Origin of the sequence: Bradyrhizobium diazoefficiens, assembly GCF_016616235.1 — a bacterium.
GTDB classification, from domain to species: Bacteria; Pseudomonadota; Alphaproteobacteria; order Rhizobiales; family Xanthobacteraceae; genus Bradyrhizobium; species Bradyrhizobium diazoefficiens_H.
On sequence record NZ_CP067100.1, the window covers coordinates 1,448,087 to 1,465,308 of the forward strand.

At 66.0% G+C, this 17,222-nt stretch carries 20 protein-coding genes and 1 pseudogene; 10 read left to right on the forward strand and 11 right to left on the reverse strand.

The genetic code is table 11. The features are described 5' to 3' along the window. Positions 1–56: 56 nt before the first annotated feature. Positions 57–353, reverse strand: coding sequence for a DUF4282 domain-containing protein (locus JJB99_RS06875; RefSeq protein WP_200498059.1), 297 nt, complete (start codon positions 351–353; stop codon positions 57–59). A gap of 179 nt (positions 354–532) precedes the next feature. Between JJB99_RS06875 and JJB99_RS06880 the strand changes: the two genes are divergently transcribed. The 3 genes from JJB99_RS06880 (at position 533) to JJB99_RS06890 (ending at position 1,956) form a co-directional block, all read left to right on the forward strand. Continuing rightward, positions 533–985, forward strand: coding sequence for a MaoC family dehydratase (locus tag JJB99_RS06880; protein ID WP_200498060.1), 453 nt, complete (start codon positions 533–535; stop codon positions 983–985). Then, complete coding sequence (locus JJB99_RS06885; protein ID WP_200498061.1) at positions 985–1,464, forward strand: MaoC family dehydratase; 480 nt, start codon at positions 985–987, stop codon at positions 1,462–1,464. Before JJB99_RS06880 ends, JJB99_RS06885 begins: the two co-directional genes overlap by 1 nt. A 345-nt stretch (positions 1,465–1,809) precedes the next feature. After that, on the forward strand, positions 1,810–1,956 hold the full coding sequence (locus JJB99_RS06890; RefSeq protein WP_007596790.1) for a hypothetical protein: 147 nt from the start codon (positions 1,810–1,812) through the stop codon (positions 1,954–1,956). A 38-nt stretch (positions 1,957–1,994) separates the two neighbouring features. Here the strand turns inward: JJB99_RS06890 and JJB99_RS06895 are convergent, their stop codons facing one another. From JJB99_RS06895 to JJB99_RS06915, 5 genes are all read right to left on the reverse strand, one after another. After that, a complete protein-coding gene (locus JJB99_RS06895; RefSeq protein ID WP_200498062.1) occupies positions 1,995–2,132 on the reverse strand; it encodes a hypothetical protein in 138 nt (45 codons plus the stop codon). Positions 2,133–2,529: 397 nt separating this feature from the next. Further along, positions 2,530–2,952 carry a hypothetical protein gene (locus tag JJB99_RS06900; protein WP_200498063.1) on the reverse strand — a complete coding sequence of 141 codons (423 nt, stop codon included), beginning with the start codon at positions 2,950–2,952 and terminating at the stop codon, positions 2,530–2,532. 351 nt (positions 2,953–3,303) lie between these two features. Then, entirely contained in the window at positions 3,304–4,218 is a 915-nt protein-coding gene (locus JJB99_RS06905) for a hypothetical protein (protein ID WP_200498064.1), read from the reverse strand. A gap of 285 nt (positions 4,219–4,503) precedes the next feature. Next, positions 4,504–4,944 (reverse strand): nuclear transport factor 2 family protein, encoded by a 441-nt coding sequence (locus JJB99_RS06910; RefSeq protein WP_200498065.1) that lies wholly within the window; start codon positions 4,942–4,944, stop codon positions 4,504–4,506. A 340-nt stretch (positions 4,945–5,284) separates the two neighbouring features. After that, complete coding sequence (locus JJB99_RS06915) at positions 5,285–5,731, reverse strand: nuclear transport factor 2 family protein (protein ID WP_200498066.1); 447 nt, start codon at positions 5,729–5,731, stop codon at positions 5,285–5,287. Positions 5,732–5,983: 252 nt separating this feature from the next. Between JJB99_RS06915 and JJB99_RS06920 the strand changes: the two genes are divergently transcribed. Further along, positions 5,984–6,229 (forward strand): hypothetical protein, encoded by a 246-nt coding sequence (locus JJB99_RS06920; RefSeq protein WP_200498067.1) that lies wholly within the window; start codon positions 5,984–5,986, stop codon positions 6,227–6,229. A gap of 254 nt (positions 6,230–6,483) precedes the next feature. Further along, positions 6,484–6,870: a hypothetical protein gene (locus tag JJB99_RS06925; protein WP_200498068.1), complete on the forward strand. Its 387-nt coding sequence runs from the start codon at positions 6,484–6,486 to the stop codon at positions 6,868–6,870. A gap of 146 nt (positions 6,871–7,016) precedes the next feature. On the opposite strand, the gene uvrB is transcribed toward JJB99_RS06925, so the two are convergent. The 4 genes from uvrB to JJB99_RS06945 all read right to left on the reverse strand — a co-directional run bounded on the left by uvrB (position 7,017) and on the right by JJB99_RS06945 (position 11,635). Then, the gene (uvrB, locus tag JJB99_RS06930; RefSeq protein WP_200498069.1) at positions 7,017–10,010 is read right to left on the reverse strand and encodes an excinuclease ABC subunit UvrB; all 2,994 of its coding nucleotides are present in this window, start codon (positions 10,008–10,010) and stop codon (positions 7,017–7,019) included. 94 nt (positions 10,011–10,104) lie between these two features. Further along, positions 10,105–10,335 (reverse strand): hypothetical protein, encoded by a 231-nt coding sequence (locus tag JJB99_RS06935; RefSeq protein WP_200498070.1) that lies wholly within the window; start codon positions 10,333–10,335, stop codon positions 10,105–10,107. A gap of 40 nt (positions 10,336–10,375) precedes the next feature. Further along, positions 10,376–10,603: a hypothetical protein gene (locus JJB99_RS06940; RefSeq protein ID WP_200498071.1), complete on the reverse strand. Its 228-nt coding sequence runs from the start codon at positions 10,601–10,603 to the stop codon at positions 10,376–10,378. Between the two features lie 117 nt (positions 10,604–10,720). Further along, positions 10,721–11,635, reverse strand: a complete 915-nt coding sequence (locus JJB99_RS06945) for a LysR substrate-binding domain-containing protein (RefSeq protein ID WP_200498072.1) — start codon at positions 11,633–11,635, stop codon at positions 10,721–10,723. Between the two features lie 307 nt (positions 11,636–11,942). Here JJB99_RS06945 and JJB99_RS06950 point away from each other — a divergent pair, with 307 nt between their 5' ends. The 3 genes and pseudogenes from JJB99_RS06950 to JJB99_RS06960 all read left to right on the forward strand — a co-directional run bounded on the left by JJB99_RS06950 (position 11,943) and on the right by JJB99_RS06960 (position 13,839). Continuing rightward, complete coding sequence (locus tag JJB99_RS06950) at positions 11,943–12,722, forward strand: sulfite exporter TauE/SafE family protein (RefSeq protein WP_200498073.1); 780 nt, start codon at positions 11,943–11,945, stop codon at positions 12,720–12,722. Positions 12,723–12,735: 13 nt separating this feature from the next. After that, positions 12,736–12,965 (forward strand): annotated as a pseudogene (locus JJB99_RS06955) (hypothetical protein). 175 nt (positions 12,966–13,140) lie between these two features. After that, a complete protein-coding gene (locus tag JJB99_RS06960; RefSeq protein WP_200498074.1) occupies positions 13,141–13,839 on the forward strand; it encodes a glutathione S-transferase family protein in 699 nt (232 codons plus the stop codon). Positions 13,840–13,904: 65 nt separating this feature from the next. On the opposite strand, the gene JJB99_RS36085 is transcribed toward JJB99_RS06960, so the two are convergent. Next, positions 13,905–14,120 carry a cysteine-rich CWC family protein gene (locus JJB99_RS36085; protein ID WP_246775156.1) on the reverse strand — a complete coding sequence of 72 codons (216 nt, stop codon included), beginning with the start codon at positions 14,118–14,120 and terminating at the stop codon, positions 13,905–13,907. Between the two features lie 97 nt (positions 14,121–14,217). On the opposite strand from JJB99_RS36085, the gene JJB99_RS06965 reads away from it, so the two are divergent. Next, positions 14,218–15,774, forward strand: a complete 1,557-nt coding sequence (locus JJB99_RS06965) for a DUF1800 domain-containing protein (RefSeq protein WP_200498075.1) — start codon at positions 14,218–14,220, stop codon at positions 15,772–15,774. Between the two features lie 2 nt (positions 15,775–15,776). Further along, positions 15,777–16,994, forward strand: coding sequence for a DUF1501 domain-containing protein (locus JJB99_RS06970; RefSeq protein WP_200498076.1), 1,218 nt, complete (start codon positions 15,777–15,779; stop codon positions 16,992–16,994). Positions 16,995–17,222 lie beyond the last annotated feature (228 nt).

Sequence of the window (17,222 nt, forward strand, 5' to 3'; positions counted from 1 at the left end):
GTCCCGGCTCTGCGTCGCGTCATTTCATGCCGCGACTCGTCCGGGACACGAGAGCCTCACCGCATCCCGCCGCCCTGGTCGCGGATCGCGCCGAGATGCTCGTTGATGCGGAACACGATCAGGATCAGCTCCGCGACGATGCGCGAGAACACGATGCCGACGACGACGCTGGCGATCGACGACAGCAGCAGCAGGAAGCCGCCGAACGGGCTGACCGCCATGGTCGCGAGCCCTGAGAAAATGCCGGAGAGGCCGAACAGGCAGATCAGCGCGATCACCAGCCAGTAGAAGGTCTTGATGATGGTGGGCGTGATGAAGCGGTCCCATTGAAACAGGTCGCTGAATGAAAACATTGCTCTCCCCAGGGCAAGTCGGCACGGCAAGTCGGGACGCCAAATCGGGCTTCGGCCGCCGATCGATCCGACTCAAATCAACGCCGATACCCGTATGTAGCACGAGCCATGCGGGTCGGCGGGTTGAGATTGCCGCAAAGTGCGGCCACAATCTGTCATTCCCGCAAAGCTTTCCCAAGATGACCCTCACCTTCGAAGATTTCCCCACCGGCCGGTTCGGCACATTCGGCCCGCGCCATGTCACCCGCGACGAGATTTTGGCCTTTGCCGCCGAGTTCGATCCGCAGCCGATGCACCTCGACGAGGAGGCTGCGGCTAAGAGCATGCTGCGCGGCCTGTCCGGCTCGGGCTGGCACCTCTGCTCGCTGATGATGCGGATGATGGCCGACGGCTTCATCACCCGCGCCGCTTCGCTGGGATCCCCCGGCGTCGACGAGGTGCGCTGGCTCTCGCCGCTCAGGCCAGGCGACGACCTTATGCTCGATGTCGACGTCGTGGAGGCGCGCACCTCGAAGAGCCGCCCCGAGCTCGGCATCGTCAAGTTCAAATGCACCGCGCGCAACGCAGCCGGGCAGGCGCTCGCCGAGATGACCTCGCCGATCCTGATCAAGCGGCGCGAGGGAGCGGTCTGATGCCGTTCTTCGAAGAGATCGCGATCGGCCAGCGCCGCGAGATCGGCGCCTATACGTTCACCGCGGAGTCCATCAAGGCGTTCGCCGCAAAGTTCGATCCGCAGCGCTTCCACCTCGACGAGGAGGAGGGCAAGAACTCGCTGTTCGGTGGGCTCGCCGCTTCCGGCTGGCATGTCGGCTCGGCCTGCATGAGCCTGCTTGTCGCCGACGGCCAGCGTCTGGCGCGGGAGGCCGCGGCGCGCGGCGAGGAGGTCGCGGTGTGGGGCCCGTCGCCGGGCTTTCGCGACCTGCGCTGGATCAGGCCGGTGCTCGCCGGCGACACTGTCTCTTACGTCACCGTCGTCATCGACAAGCGCAGCTCGGCCTCGCGCCGGGGCTGGGGCATCCTGACCGCCCAGACCACCGGCACCAACCAACGCGGCGAAGAAGTCTATTCGATCACCGCCACAGCTTTCGTGCCGATGCGGAAGGGCGCGTGATTTAGAATCGATCGAGCTGCTGCTTCTTCACCTCTCCCCGCTTGCGGGGAGAGGTCGAATTCGATCGCAGATCGAATTCGGGTGAGGGGGTACAGGTCCCTCGATGGATCTCACGTGTGGAGAGAGGCCCCTCACCCAACCCTCTCCCCGTAAGAACGGGGAGAGGGAGAGAAAGCAGCCAACTGTTGCCCGCGCGCTATGGACGCGATTCGGGGCGGCTGCCATAAGCCTGCTCAATGTGGTTTGCCGGCGAAGCAGTTGGCGGAACCATCGAGTTGCTAACCAATTATGAACCTGTCGCTGTCTAATTGAAGCGAATTAGACAGAGTACAGGGGACGAGGACCATGGCAGACCGCGGCGCACTCAAGCTGGTCGGATTCATTTTTGCTACGGCCACGCTGGCCGTGATGCTGGTCGCCGGCATGGTGGTGAAGGGCTATGCCGACGGCGCCTACACCCTGGAAGCCTCGACCGTGGAAGCCGCCCGGTAAGATTTGTTAAGTCTTCGGAGCCGGCATCCGGCCTCGGCTCAGCGGCTATAGACGAACGCCAGGATGGCGATCGCAACTGCCAACAACCCGACAAAGCGCAGCATGATCGTGCCGAACTGGCTCGGCGCAGGCCGCAGCGGTATGGGGTCCGTGGCGTCGGGCCGAATGCTTTCCATCTGACATGCCCCCAGGCCCGGCCGTCAGCGGCACGGGCGCTTGGCATTTGGTCGCCGGCGAAGGGCAGGGGGTTCAAAACGCACCCTCCGTCGGACGCGCAGCTGGCGCCCCACCCTCACCGTCATGCCCCGGCCTGACCGGGGCATTCAGCACGCCGCGGCTTCTCGGTTCTGGCCGCGCCGGCTCGGAGTACTGGATCGCCTAGTCCCGGCTCCGCCAAGGCTACGCCGGACCATAAGGGTGCTCGGCCGGCGAAGCTTTAGCGAAGACGGCAAGCCGGGCGATGACACCGGCATTGCGGGCACTGTGCGTGCGAACACGCACCCGCCCCAGAATCAAAACCGCCGCGCTCCCTTCCGGGAACGCGGCGGCCGGTGATGCTGGCGCTGGTAGCTATCAGCTGTTGCGCAGGCCGTCGGCGGCGCGCTTCCACTGCGCGACATTGTCGGCGATCATGCGGGTCGACTTCATCGCGGCCTGGCTGAGCTGGGCGTAGCCGGAGATCTCGCGCTGGACGCGCTGGCCTTCGGCATGGAGCAGGTCGCGCAGGCTCTCGAGCTCGGAGATCAGATTCTCGATCTCGGCGAGCGAGGTGCCGGCGACGCGCTGGATCAGCGAGTTGACGTTGGTGACGGTGGCTTCCGCGCTCGGGTCGAGCGGCGGCGCGTCGGTGGTCGGCGTGGCCGGCCGGCGCAGATAGGCGATGTCGTTGCGGACGAAGTCGCGGATGCCGGCCTCGACCTCGGTCACGGCGGCGAGGTTGTTGTCGACCGTCTCGGTCTCGGTGGCTTCGATCTTTTCCGGACGAATGGCGTTCATCATTGTTCCCCTGATCGCGTTGAGCGCAGCGCGAGTGTCCCCCGCACGACGGCGTTCTGCGAGCCGACTAGGGCGTCCGATTTTGACCGCAACTTGGCCGAGGTGCGGCAAGGGCGGACCATTCGGGGGCTTTGCCGTGGCGTATGGTTACGGAAGTCTGAAGGCGGCTGCGACGACGAACCGTGTTCGCGGCTCAGTCGGTGTCTCACTCCCTCTTCCCGTTCTTGGGGGGAAAGGGTGGGGTGAGGGGCTGCTTCCGCACTAGGGCTTGGACTCGCGGAGGCTCCCCCTCACCCGGAATTTGCTTGCGCAAATTCCGGCCTCTCGCCGCGCACGGGGAGAGGCCGGAACTCACCAGCTCTTCTTGAAGCCCGCCGTCACGCTCTTGTTGATCGCGCCTTGCGAGGTCTCGCCGACCGAGCCTGATACGGTGACGTTGTCGAACAGCTTTTGCTCGGCGCCGAGCTTGCGCAGCCATTTGTCGTCGGTGGTCGACAGCGACTGGCCGGCGATGATGCTGGTGCCGGTGTCGGTGATGGTGACCTTCGCGCTCTGGTCGGTCTCGTAATTGCGCGTGATGTGACCGCCGATGCCGGGGACGGCGGTGGTGCCCTGCTGGTTGACGCTGTAGCCATTCTGCAGCGTCAGCGAGGTGTCGCCCGACAGCGGCACCGACTTGCTTAGCGAGGCGCCGACCTTGCTCTGCTCGGAGCCGGGATCGACGCGGGCTTCCACCGCGGTCTTGTCCCAGATCGCGCCTGCGCCCGGCGCGGTCGCGGTCGCCCAGGCGGCGCCGGAGGATTGCGGCACGTTGCCGCCATTGGCGGCCTTTTGCGCCAAGAGCTCGGACATCGTGGTCGGCTCCTTCGCCACCGTCATGTCGGCGCCGATCCTCGTGTCCCAGAACTCGAACACCGACTGCTTCACGGTCACCGCCGAGGAGCCGTTGGCATTGGCGTTCGATGACCAGTTCAGCCCGTTATTGGCCGCGGCCTTGGCGCGCTTCTTGGCGGCGATGATGTCGTTGAGCGTGCCGGCGTCGATCGCGAGCTGGCCCCAGTCGAGCTTGTCGACGTCGATGCCCTTCATCACGTCGGGATCGTTGACATCAGGCGCCTCCGCCGTCTCGGCCTCCTCGTCGGTCGCAGCCGGGCCGGGGGAGAAGGGCGGAATGATCTGCGCCGACACCGTCAGCACCGAGCCGAAAATGAACGCGGCCGCCAGCACCGTCAGCCTGGTCCAGCCAAAACCTGTCGAGAATTCCATCGTCCTGCCCGCGAGCCCCGGCGCATGCCGTCCGCCAATATAAGGCGGTCCTCGGTGATGACCATGCGCCATTCGGTCCATGCCATAGATGCTGATCTATCGTTGCGAAATTGTGGCGGCTCGCTTGGGGCAACGCGCCTTTGGACGCGAACCAGCGGGCCGCGCGCAAGGCGCGCGCCCGATGACAAGCGCGTGATACGACGGCATCCCGGCGGGGCTGGAGGCCAGGACGTCGCATCGCGCATCGTCATCGGTCCCGAAAAGCGGGGCCCGTTGGTGTCCCCCTCAGCCGGCGCTGGTCATCTTTGGCAGATGAATGGCGCGGCCGAGTGCCTGTTCAACGAGATCAAACGTGTCGATCAGCACGCGCATGCTGATCAGCTTGCCGGCTCTGAACTGGGCGAACTGCGCGACCCGCAAGGAAATCGGCTTGTGGGAATCGAGCGCCGTCAGCGTATAGCGCAGCATCGAGGCGGCGGAATCGACGCCCAGCATGATGCTCTCGCGGTCGAAGCGGCGGACCCTAAAATTGTCGGCGAGCTGGCGGATGACCTCGAGCACGGCGTTCTTGCCCTGCCGCGCGCCGAGGAACGGAAACATGTCGATCGGGCCATAGAGCGCCCACTCGACGTCCTCGTCGATCAGGGTCTCGACATCGCTGAAATCCCGGTCGTTGATCGCGCGATGCAACGCACGCGAGAAACGCCAGAGGCTGTGCTCTGTCATCTGGGGCAGTCCTGAAGCTGGCTTGCAAAAAACGGAAAACAGCCCCATGCGCCGTGACGGCGGCTCGGGGCGTTCAACTCATTCGTATACGAATAAAATAGGGAACTTCGGCCCAAACGCAATTCACGTTTTTGCAATGCACAAGTGATGGCCGTTTGTGAGGTTGATCATAGAAGCCCGTAATTTCCCGGTTTCTCCTTCACCTCTCTCCGCTTGCGGGGAGAGGTCGGATCGCTCTTGCGATCCGGGTGAGGGGGTACAGGTATATCGATGACCGCTCGTGTGGAGAGAGGCCTTTCATCCCGACCCTCTCCCCGTAAGAACGAGGAGAGGGAGATCATCAATCCAACCTCTTCCCCATGATCAGCGGTCCGATCTCGCGCTCCAGCACCTGCTGCACCAAGTCGTAGGAATCGATGATCTCGCGGATCTGCGAGACCTGGCCGCCGCGGAAGCTGTAGAACACCGCCATGTCGAACTGCACGATGCGCTCGTTGCTGCGCTTCCTGAAATAGGTGTGCATGTAGGTCGCGACCTCGTCGCCGTCGGCGAGGATGTGCGGCGCCTTGTAGCGGATCTCCGAATAGCGCGACCAGATCGTCTGCCACAGCTCCCGCAGCTCCTGCTTGCCGTGGCGCGGCCCCATGTGCGGCAGCACGTCGATCGGTGCATGGGTGAGGAAGTCGACGTCTTCGGTGCAGCACGACAGCGCGGTTTCGATATCGCCGCGCGCGAAAGCGTCGAGCAGATGCAGCACGCGTTGCCTGTTCAGCGGTTCAACCGTCATGCCGCTCCCGCCCTCATCGGCCGTGGATCGCAAACGCTATCGCGCGGCTCGCAGGTCCATCAATCCGCAAAAACACAGGATATGACGCGCGAGCGCAATGCCAGGTTCATGGGGCGGGTTGCGCCTGCACCCGCGGTACCAATTCGAGCGCGCGTCATGACGGCTGGCAGATCGGCGCGCGCACCGCGCCGAGGAACCCGGACCCGCTTGCGCTCGTTGATGGCGGGACACCGCATCCGGAGACATCGATCCATGAAATCCCCGCTTCTCATCCTGGCCGCCGCGCTTCTGCTGCTTGGCGGAAGCTCCTCAGCCAACGCCAAGGGCTGCATCAAGGGCGCCGTGGTCGGCGGCGTCGCCGGCCATTATGCCGGCCATCACGGCGTGCTCGGCGCCGCCGCCGGCTGCCTCTACGGCCGCCATCATGCCAAGCAGCAGGAGAAGCAGCAGCAACAGCAGCAACAGCAGGGGCAGGTGAACGGGCAGGGGAAGTTGTAAGACGACGCTCCATCCGCCTCGCGCGGTCTGCTCCCTCGCCCCGCTTGCGGGCAGAGGGTTGGGGTGAGGGGGAGCCTCCGCAGGGACGGTGACGGTTGGACTGGCGGAGGCTCCCCCTCACCCGAATTCGAGCTGCGCTCGAATTCGACCTCTCCCGCAAGCGGGGCGAGGTGAACATCACCGCGTGACCCGTCTCACATCACGCCCCGCCCGGCGCTGCTAGCGTCACGGGCATGTCATCAGGGAGACGTGCCATGGCCGCCACCGTCGCCGCGAGAAAGTCCCACCTCCACAACGCGCTCGAAGGCCTCGCGCTGACCGCGACGCTGCAGAGCTTCCCGACCTTCGCCGCCGCCGCCTTGCTGCTCAAGCTCGCCGGCAACCACGACCTCGTCGGCGACCCCGGCGTCGCCATCTTCGTCGCCATCGCCTCGCTCGCCCACGCGATGCTCGCTGTGACCCTCGGCCCGAGCTTCCCCGCCGTCTTCAAGACCGTCTACGAACCAAAATTCTTCGAGGCCCATCTGTCGCTGGCCGACAAGATCACGGCCTGGCGCACCCAGCCGGTCGCCTCGCTCCAACTCATGACCATCGTGCTGCTGCTGTCGGTGATGGCGGTGGTGACGGCGAGCGTGGGGTGAGGGGAGTAGTGTTCTCGTCATTCCGGGGCGCCGCAAAGCGGCGAGCCCGGAATCCATAGCAACGAACGGCAGTGTTCTAGAAGATGGCCCGTCAGTCCGCTTGATGTGAGCGCAAAGTAACGAAACTCGCTTGGATTGCCAGCGTCCTACCTCTTCTTCCACCCCCCGCGCCGTCCCGGCATCCCCCCGGTCGACTTCGGCGCCGGCCCGAACTCCGGCCCCGACTGCCTTGAATCCGTCGGCTGGATGATCCGGCTGGTGCTGCCGAACGGCTTTGACGGCAGCGTTGGGGCTGGGCGGTAGGGCAGCGATTCCGGGCCGTGCATCTCGTCGAGATGCGGCTTGTGCACGCGCGAGCCCTTGCCGCTGCCGGCCTTAAGCGCGGTGGCGGCGCTCTTGTTCTTCATGGCGCTGACGGGCAGGTTCGCGGCGTCGCCGTACTTCTTCGTGCCGGCATAGGCGCCGGCCTTGCTCTGCACCGCGCGCTGCTTGGCGGTGGGGTCGTCGACCACCGCGAGCTCGGTGGCGCGCAGGCGTTTGACCTCGTCGCGGAGGCGGGCGGCTTCCTCGAAGTTCAGATCGGCGGCGGCTTCGCGCATCCTTGTTTCGAGATCGGCGAGCACGGCTTCAAAGTTGTGGCCGATCGAGATGACGTCGTCGGTCATGTCGTGGCCGCCGACTTCGACCAGCACGTGGTCGCGCTCGTAGACCGAGTTGAGGATGCCGCCGATTTGCTTCTTCACGCTCTCCGGCGTGATGCCGTTGGCCGTGTTGTACTCGACCTGCTTCTCGCGGCGGCGGTTGGTCTCGGCGATGGCGCGCTCCATCGATCCCGTCATCTGGTCGGCATAGAGGATCACCTTGCCGTCGACGTTGCGCGCGGCGCGGCCGATGGTCTGGATCAGCGACGTCTCGCTGCGCAAAAAACCTTCCTTGTCGGCGTCGAGGATCGCGACCAGCGCGCATTCGGGAATGTCGAGGCCTTCGCGAAGCAAATTGATGCCGACCAGCGCGTCGAAGGCGCCGAGACGCAAATCGCGGATGATCTCGATGCGCTCGATGGTGTCGATGTCGCTGTGCATGTAGCGGACGCGAATGCCCTGCTCATGCAGATATTCGGTGAGGTCCTCCGCCATGCGCTTGGTCAGCACTGTGATCAACGAGCGATAGCCGGCCTGCGCGGTGGCGCGGACCTCGCCGACGAGATCGTCCACTTGCGTGCGGGCAGGGCGGATGTCGACGGGCGGATCGATCAAGCCCGTGGGGCGAATGACCTGTTCGACGAACACGCCGCCGCTCTCGTTGAGCTCCCAGCCGCTCGGCGTCGCCGACACCGCGATGGTCTGCGGCCGCATCATGTCCCATTCCTCGAAGCGCAAGGGGCGGTTGTCCATGCAGGACGGCAGACGGAAACCGTATTCGGCCAGCGTCGCCTTGCGGCGGAAGTCGCCGCGGAACATGGCGCCGATCTGCGGGATGGTGACGTGGCTCTCGTCGGCGAAGATCAGCGCGTTGTCGGGGACGTATTCGAACAGCGTCGGCGGCGGCTCGCCGGGGCGGCGGCCGGTGAGATAGCGCGAATAGTTCTCGATGCCGGCGCAGCTTCCCGTCGCCTCCATCATCTCGAGGTCGAAGGTGGTGCGCTGCTCCAGCCGCTGCGCTTCCAGCAGGCGCCCCTGGTCGTGGAACTGGTCGAGCCGTTGCTTCAGTTCCGACTTGATCGACTTGATCGCCTGCACCAGGGTCGGGCGCGGCGTCACATAGTGCGAGTTGGCGTACATCTTGATGAATTCGAGCTCGTCCTGCTTGTGGCCGGTGAGCGGATCGAACTCCTCGATGGTCTCGATGGTGTCGCCGAACAAATTCACGCGCCAGGCGCGGTCTTCATAGTGCGCCGGGAAGATGTCGATGACGTCGCCGCGCACGCGAAACGTGCCGCGGGTGAAATCGGCCTGGGTTCGCTTGTACTGGAGCGCGACGAGGTCGGCGATGAGCTGGCGCTGGTCGATGCGCTCGCCCTTCTTCAACGCGAACGTCATCGCAGTGTAGGTCTCGACCGAGCCGATACCATAGATGCAGGACACCGACGCCACGATGATGACGTCGTCGCGTTCGAGCAGCGCGCGCGTCGCCGAGTGGCGCATGCGGTCGATCTGCTCGTTGATGGAGGAATCCTTTTCTATGTACGTGTCCGTGCGGGGGACATACGCCTCCGGCTGGTAGTAGTCGTAATAGCTGACGAAATACTCGACGGCGTTGTCGGGAAAGAAATTCTTGAACTCGCCATAGAGCTGGGCGGCGAGCGTCTTGTTTGGCGCCAGGATCAGCGCCGGGCGCTGCGTCGCCTCGATCACCTTGGCCATGGTGTAGGTCTTGCCGGAGCCAGTGACGCCGAGCAGCACCTGCGAACGGTCGTTGCGGTTGATGCCTTCGACCAGCTCGGCGATCGCGGTCGGCTGATCGCCCTTGGGCTCGTAGGCCGACTTGATCTCGAAACGCACGCCGCCTTCGGACTTTTCCGGGCGTCGCGGGCGGTGCGGCGTCCACACCTTCATGGAGCCGTCGTCCTTGCGGAACTCCGGCCGGCCCTCGCGGATCAGCGATTCAAGGGCGTCGGCGGTGGCCTTGACGCCGAGCGCCTCCATCTTGGAACGTGGCGGCCGCGCCAGTGCCTCGGCATCGTCCTCCTCGGTGGGAAGGCCGAGCTGCCGCGCCAGTTCCGGGTCGAGCGTCGGGATCGTGGCTGCGGTGCCGTAATTGGCCTGCGGCGCCTCATCGAAACCACTGGTCTCTCCGCTCCCTCCCCCCTTGTGGGGGAGGGCCGGGGAGAGGGGTAAGCCGCGAGTCGCGCTGCCTGATGCCGGCCGCGCCATATCCTGCGGAAACTCCTTCGGCGTCGAGGCCCGCGCGCGATGCGCAGCGGCTTCGCCCCCTGCGCGGCGGTCGCGCGAATTGTCCGGCGGCGGCTGCAGGCCGGTGCCCGAGCCGAGCCCGGCATCGCCGCGGTTGATCGCGGGATTGAGCAGCTCGGCCAGCGCCGGCCCGATCGGCTGCACGTCAGGGCGATGCGCCTTGGAGTTCGGCGCTTTGGTCTTGGTGGATTTGCCGGATTTTTCGGAGGATGCAGGTTTCTTCGCCATGCCCCCGAATATGGGCCGAGTCCGCCCCTCAGGAAAGGGCGAAGGCCCGTCGCAATTCAGGCTGCTGACAGCAGGCTGGCAGCAGCCGGGAACGTCACGCCGCCGGCCGTGGCCCCTCGTCATCTTCGGCCGCCTGATGCGGCTCGAGGATGTCGAGATGAATGCCGCCGCAATCGGTGCAGCGCATGGTCCAGTACTCGCATCCGGCGCGGCCGCCGATCACACGGAGCACCGTGAGATCGCCGTCGCATTCCGGGCAATCCGAGAGCACGGCGCGGGCGTAGATCCGCGACCGCGGTGCGTCTTCGACGTCGGTGATGGACATGACCGGTTCCCTGTTATGCCGCGCAGTCTCTCAGTGCGGCTTATTCATCGTCGCTCTCTTCGGCGCGCCGGCGGAAGCGATCGATGTGGTGCTTGGCGTCGGCGATCGCGGCGTCGGGGTCGGGCCAGGCGAAGCCGACTTCCATGGCCGGAAACAGCACGCCGTCGATGGCAACCGGGCTGAAATCCGCGCGGCGGATGCGGGCGTGCCACAGGCCTTTGCCAGCTTCGAAGGATTCGATGTCAAAGCCGTCGTAGAGGGTCGTCATTGGTGGTCCCCAAATGCATCTTGTCAGAGGTCTAGGGGACCACGTTTGCGGATTTGCGGATGTGAAGCCGTTCACAAGCGGTCGGCTTTTTCACCCGAACGGGTGATCGGCCCGCGGTCAGCTTCGTGCGGCGGCCCGCCCGAGCCGCCGGGGACGGGCTGCGGGTTCCGCCGCGGCGCGCATGATCCAGCGGCGGAACGCGGCAAAGTCGCGCTGCTCGGTCTGAAAGCTGCGATAGACGAGGTACCAGCGCATGCCCTTGGGCACCGAGAGATCGAACGGGGCGACCAGCCGGCCAGCGGCGATGTCGTCGTCGATATAGGGCCGGATGCCCATGGCGATGCCGAGTCCGTCGGCGGCGGCCTGGAGCGCTTGGCCGTAGTACTGGAACTCCGGCCCGCGCGGATGGATGCGCGTGAGGTTCGCCGCTTTCAGCCAGATCGGCCAGTCCTCCGGCGAATGTTCGACGCGGATCAGGGTCGGGCCCTTGAGATCGGCCGGGCGCTTCAATGAGGTGGCGAGCCGGGGCACGCAGACCGGCATGAGGTCGCCGGCGAACAGCGGCTCGGCGACGAGGCCAGGCCAGTCGCCGCTGCCGAGCTTGATACCGCAGCTCCAGTCCTCGCCGAACGGCACCGAGGCGCCGCCGGTGGTGAAGCGCACCTCGATGTCGGGCTCCTCGCTGCGAAACTCCGACAGCCGCGGGATCAGCCAGCGCATCGCAAAGGTGTGGCCGACGCCGATGGTGAGAACGCGGACGCCGGATGGCGCCGTCACCTGCGCGGTGAGGCTTGCCAGCGCATCGAAGATCGGCGTCAGCCCGCTCTGATAGGCCCGCCCTGACTGGGTCAGTACCAGCCGGTTGGCCTTGCGCTCGAACAGCGCGAGGCCGAGCCGTTCTTCCAGCAGATGCACCATGCGGCTCACCGCGGCCGCGGACACGCTGAGCTCGAGCCCGGCCGCAGCGAAGCTGCCGGTCCGCGCCGCCGCCTCGAATGCCTTGATGCCGTTGAGAAACAGCAGCCGCCGCAAATGAATGACCCTCAGGAAAGCTGATGCCAGGACAAGATAACTCAGTTTGCGAAGAAGGGGCAAGCGAGGCACAAGAATGAGCGTGGTTCTAAGTTGTGTTCGGGGCGGCGGCGCTGCTCTTCGCCTCTCCCCGCCTGCGGGGAGAGGCCGGAATTTGCGCAAGCAAATTCCGGGTGAGGGGGACTCTCCGCGAGTCCTACTGCCACGGTAATTGCCGATGCAGCCCCTCACCCCACCCTCTCCCCGCAAGTGCGGGGCGAGGGAGTGAAGCAGTTTGCGTCCCTCACTTGCTACGGAGAATCCTCCCGTGACGCCGATCATGATCGCTGCCCTTGGATTGCTGATGGTCGCCACCGCGTTCCTGTCGGGGCTGTTCGGCATGGCGGGCGGGCTGATCTTGATCGGCGTGCTGCTCGCCCTGATGCCGCTGCCGGCGGCGATGGTGCTGCATGCGATCACGCAGATGGCATCGAATGGCTGGCGCGCGTTTTTGTGGCGGGCGCATATCCGCTGGCGGCCGGTCGCGAACTACATGGTCGGCGCGGCGATTGCGCTCGCAGCCTGGTCGCTCACCCGCTACGTGCCGGACAAGCCGGTGGCGCTGCTGCTGCTCGGTGCCACGCCGTTCATGGCGCGGCTGCTGCCGTCAAACATCAAGCCGGATCCCGACCGTCTCTGGCAGGGCACCGTCTACGGCACGATCTGCATGGGCCTGATGCTGATGACCGGCGTCTCCGGCCCGCTGCTCGACACCTTCTTCCTCGGCGGCGATTTCGGCCGGCGCGAGAAGGTCGCGACCAAGGCGATGTGCCAGCTCGTCAGCCACTTCACCAAACTGATCTATTTCGGCGGCGTGATCGACCAGGCCGCGAGCCTCGATCCCGTGCTCGCCGGCGTCGCGATCGTGGCATCCATGCTCGGCACCACGCTGGCGCGGCGCATTCTGGAGGCCATGACCGACCAGCAATTCGTCGCATGGTCGAACAAGCTGATCACCACCATCGCCTGTTACTACATCGCCTATGGCGGCTGGCTCCAGCTCCGCGCGCCGGTGCTGGCCGCCTTCGCCAAGGGGGGCTTGCAATGACGGGAGGTTTGCAATGAGCTGTGACGCCGATCCGCTGGTGCTTGATTTCGTCGAATGGGTCGCGCGCGAGCCGCGCGCCTATGCCGAGGTGATTTCGACTGGAAGACCTCGTGCCCGCGCCTCACCATCTGGGAGGACGCCGCCGAGCGCGGCTACGTCGCCCGCGAGACGCTGCCCGGCATCGGGCTGGTCATCGCCGTGACACGAGACGGTGAACAGCTGCTGCGAATGAACGGGCGGTGACGCCTCCACATCGTCATTGCGAGCGCAAGCGAAGCAATCCAGAATGGGAGACCCTCACCCTGATGAGCGCGCATCTCGCGCGCGTCTCGAAGGGCGAGGCCGAGATCGGGCCTTCATCCTTCGAGACGCGCGTTCCGCGCTCCTCAGGATGAGGGTCTGGCAGGAGTTGCCCTTCATGTCGCTCAAACTCTACGAACTCGTCGGCACCGACGCCTCGCGCCCGTTCAGCCCGTATTGCTGGCGCACGCGGATGGCGCTGGCGCACAAGGGGCTCGCGGCGGAACCGCTGCCCTGGCGCTTCACCGAGAAAAGCGCGATCGCGCCGCACGGCTCGGAGAAGGTCCCGGTGCTGCTGCATCACGACAAGCCAGTGGTCGATTCCTGGACGATCGCGAATTATCTCGAAGACCATTTCCCGGATCGTCCGTCGCTGTTCGGCGGCGAGGGCGGCCGTGCCATGGCGCGCATGATCAATGCGTGGGGCGACATCGCCATCGTCGGCGGTATCTTTCCGCTGATCGTCGCCGATATCCCGAACCATCTGGCTGAGGCTGACGCCGTCTATTTCCGCGCCTCGCGCGAGGCGCGCTTCGGCGGCAAGAGTCTGGAAGAGGTGATGGCAGGCCGCGATAGCGCCGTGACCGGCTTCCGTAAGTCGCTGGAGGTGATGCGGCAGACCCTGAAGAAGCAGCCGTTCATCGGCGGCCACGCGCCGAACTACGCCGACTACATCGTGTTCGGCGGTTTCCAATGGGCGCGGGTGACGAGCCCGTTCAAGCTGCTGGAGGCGGATGATCCCGTCTACGCCTGGCGCGAAAAGCTGCTCGACGCGTTCGACGGCATGGCGCGCAAGTCGCCGGGACATCCGGTATAATCTTCGTAGCCCGGATCGAGCGCAGCGCAATCCGGGAAGGTCGCAATGCGTGGCACGAATCCGGATTACGCTTGCGCTCCATCCCGGCTACGTGCAGCTTCCGCCGCCTCGCGCAAGCACGCCCGGCATAGACAATCCTCGCCCTTGGCCGGCATCGGCAGCTTTGCTGCCTCCTCCGCGCACCAGCACTTGCCTGACAGGTCGCAGCCGAACTCGGCGCCGCAGCGGGAGCAGGCGAGGCGGCGCGGCTCCGGCGCTTGGGATTCTTTCCAACTTGTCATAATTCATGCGCCGTTATTTTCATGTCGGGTTCATCTCTCGCTGCGGTATATTATGTGCTGCCCACAGACTCGGAAAGCGGTGAGCAAGGACAAATCGATGGCCCGCGATTCGCAAGCCGCGCTCGTCGCGCTCAACCGTTTCGGCTTCGGCGCGCGTGGCGGGGCCTCCGGTGATCTCATCAATGCGGCCTCCGACCCGCGCGGTTTCGTGAAGGCGGAGCTCGCGCGGCGCAACGGCGTGCTGCTGGAGGCGCCGGGCCTGCAATCGACGCCGCAGCTTGGCCAAGCCGTGTTCGCCTATCAGGATCAGGTCAAGCAGGCGCGCGAGGCGGCGAAAGCGGCCGCGCCCACGGAGGCGCCGCAACAGGCGCCGGCCGACCAGAAGCCGGGCTTGCGCCGCAATCTCTCGCTGAACACGGTCGCGACCGAGATCGCCGGCCAGATGGCTGATGCGAAGCCGGCCGACACCACGGCGAAGCCCGATACGATGCAGCCGAACGCCGCCGCGCCGCCGGCGGCAAAGCCCGCGCCGCAGCCGCTCAACGTCATTCAAAAGACCTTTCGCACTGAAGCCCTGGCGCGGTTGCAGCGCGCCACGCTGGTCGAGTGCGGCTTCATCGAGCGCCTCGTCGTGTTCTGGTCCAATCATTTCTGCATCTCCGCCAGCAAGGGCGAGCTGGCGCGGATCTGGGCCGGCGCGTTCGAGCGCGAGGCGATCCGGCCGCACGTGCTCGGGCGTTTTGCCGACATGCTGAAAGCCGTCGAGCAGCATCCGGCGATGCTGTTCTTCCTCGACAACCAGCAATCGCTCGGGCCGGATTCGCGCGCAGGACAAAACCGCAAGCGCGGGCTCAACGAAAATCTCGCGCGCGAGATCATGGAGCTGCATACGCTCGGCGTCGGCGGCGGCTACACGCAAGGCGACGTCACCTCGCTCGCGCGCATCATCACGGGGTGGACCTTTGCCGGACGGCAGGGGCAATTGGGCACGCCCGGCTCCTTCGTGTTCAACGCCAATGCGCACCAGCCCGGGCCGCAGATGCTGCTGGGCAAGACCTACGAGCCGGCGGGACTGGCGCAGGGCGAGGCCGCGCTCGCCGACATCGCGCGCCATCCCTCGACCGCGAATTTCATCGCGACCAAGCTCGTCCGTCACTTCGTCGCCGACGATCCGCCGCCGGCACTGGTGGCGCGACTGCGCGACGTCTTCGTCAGGACCGACGGTGACCTCAAGGCGCTCGCCACCGCGCTGGTGGATTCCGACGAGGCCTGGAAGGCGCCATTGACAAAAATGCGCAGCCCTTACGATTTCCTGGTCGCGAGCGGCCGGCTGCTCGCGCGCGTGCCGGAGGATCCCGGTGCGTATCTCAACAGTCTCAATCTGCTGGGACAGCCGCTGTGGTCGCCGTCCGGCCCGAACGGTTTTCCTGACACCAGCGCCGCCTGGGCCGCGCCTGAGGGAATGAAGCTCAGGCTCGACATCGCCGCGCAGATGGGCGCGCGGCTCGGCAACAACATCGATCCGCTCGACCTGCTCGAATTCGCCGCCGCTGATGCGGCGTCGATCGAAACGCGCAAAACCATCGAGCGCGCGGAATCGCGCCAGCAGGCGCTGGCGCTATTGCTGATGTCGCCCGAGATGCAGAGGAGATGAAGATGATCGACTGCGTCGAGAACCGGCTCCTCACCTCGCGCCGTGGCCTCTTGCTGGGCGGCGCCTCGTTCGCGGCCTGGGCCTATTTGCCGAAATTCGCGCGCGCGGCCGACGGCCGCGATCCGCGGTTGGTCGTGGTGATCCTGCGCGGCGCGCTCGATGGGCTCTCGACCGTCGCGCCGGTCGGTGATCCCGATTATGCCGGCCTGCACGGCTCCATCGCGCTCGCGGTGGATGGCGCGCATCCCGCGCTCAAGCTCGACAGCTTCTTCGCGCTGCATCCGGCGATGCCGGAATTCGCGCGGATGTACCGCGATGGGCATGCTGCGGTGATCCACGCGGTCGCGACGCCCTATCGCGACCGCTCGCATTTCGACGGCCAGGACGTGCTCGAAAGCGGCTATGCGGGCCCGGGCCGGGTGCAATCCGGCTGGCTCAACCGCGCGCTGGAAACGCTGCCGCGCGGCGAGCGCGTGTCAAGCGGTCTTGCGGTCGGCCCGACCACGCCGCTGGTGCTGCGCGGCAATGCGCCGACCGTCGGCTGGGCGCCGGTGGCGCTGCCGCAGGCCGATGACGACACCGCGATGCGTCTCGTCGATCTCTATCGCCACCGCGATCCCGCACTGGCCGCGGCGCTGTCGCAAGGCCTTCAGCTGGAAAAGGCTGCCAACGGCGATGACATGAAGCGCAAGCCCGGCAACCAGCTTGCGCAGATGCGTCAGGTTGCGCGCGGCGCGGCGAAGCTGATGGCGGCGGACGATGGCCCGCGCATTGCTGCGCTCGCCTTCGACGGTTGGGACACCCACGCCAATGAAGGCGGCCCGGTGGGGCGTCTCGCCTTCCTGCTCGGCGGGCTCGACGGCGCGTTCGCCGAATTCGAAAGCGGCCTTGGCGATCGCTGGCGCGATACCGTCGTCCTCGTCGCCACCGAGTTCGGCCGCACCGCGCGCGTCAACGGCACCGACGGCACCGACCACGGCACCGGAACGATCGCGCTGCTCGCCGGCGGCGCCGTGAAAGGCGGCCGTGTCATCTCCGACTGGCCCGGCCTCAAGCCCGCGAACTTGTATGACGGCCGCGACCTCAAGCCGACGACAGATCTGCGCTCGGTGATCAAGGGCGCGCTGCAGGGCCAGTTCGGCCTGTCCGACCGCGTGCTGGCGGAGACGGTGTTTCCGGACAGCGCGGCAGCAAAGCCGATGAAGGGGCTGGTTGCTTAACCTCTCCCCGCTCTTTGCGGGGAGAGGTCGGATCGCATCGCAGATGCGATCCGGGTGAGGGGCAGAGCACACTATTGCCGAAGTGACGGCCTGTCCGACTCGTACAACAGCGGCGCTTCGTCTACGTTGAGAGCGAACTCGCGGAGGCAGCCCCTCACCCCACCCTCTCAGCGCGAGCGAAGCTCGTCGCGGCCCCGTAAGAACGGCGCGAGGGAGTGAGAGAGCGGC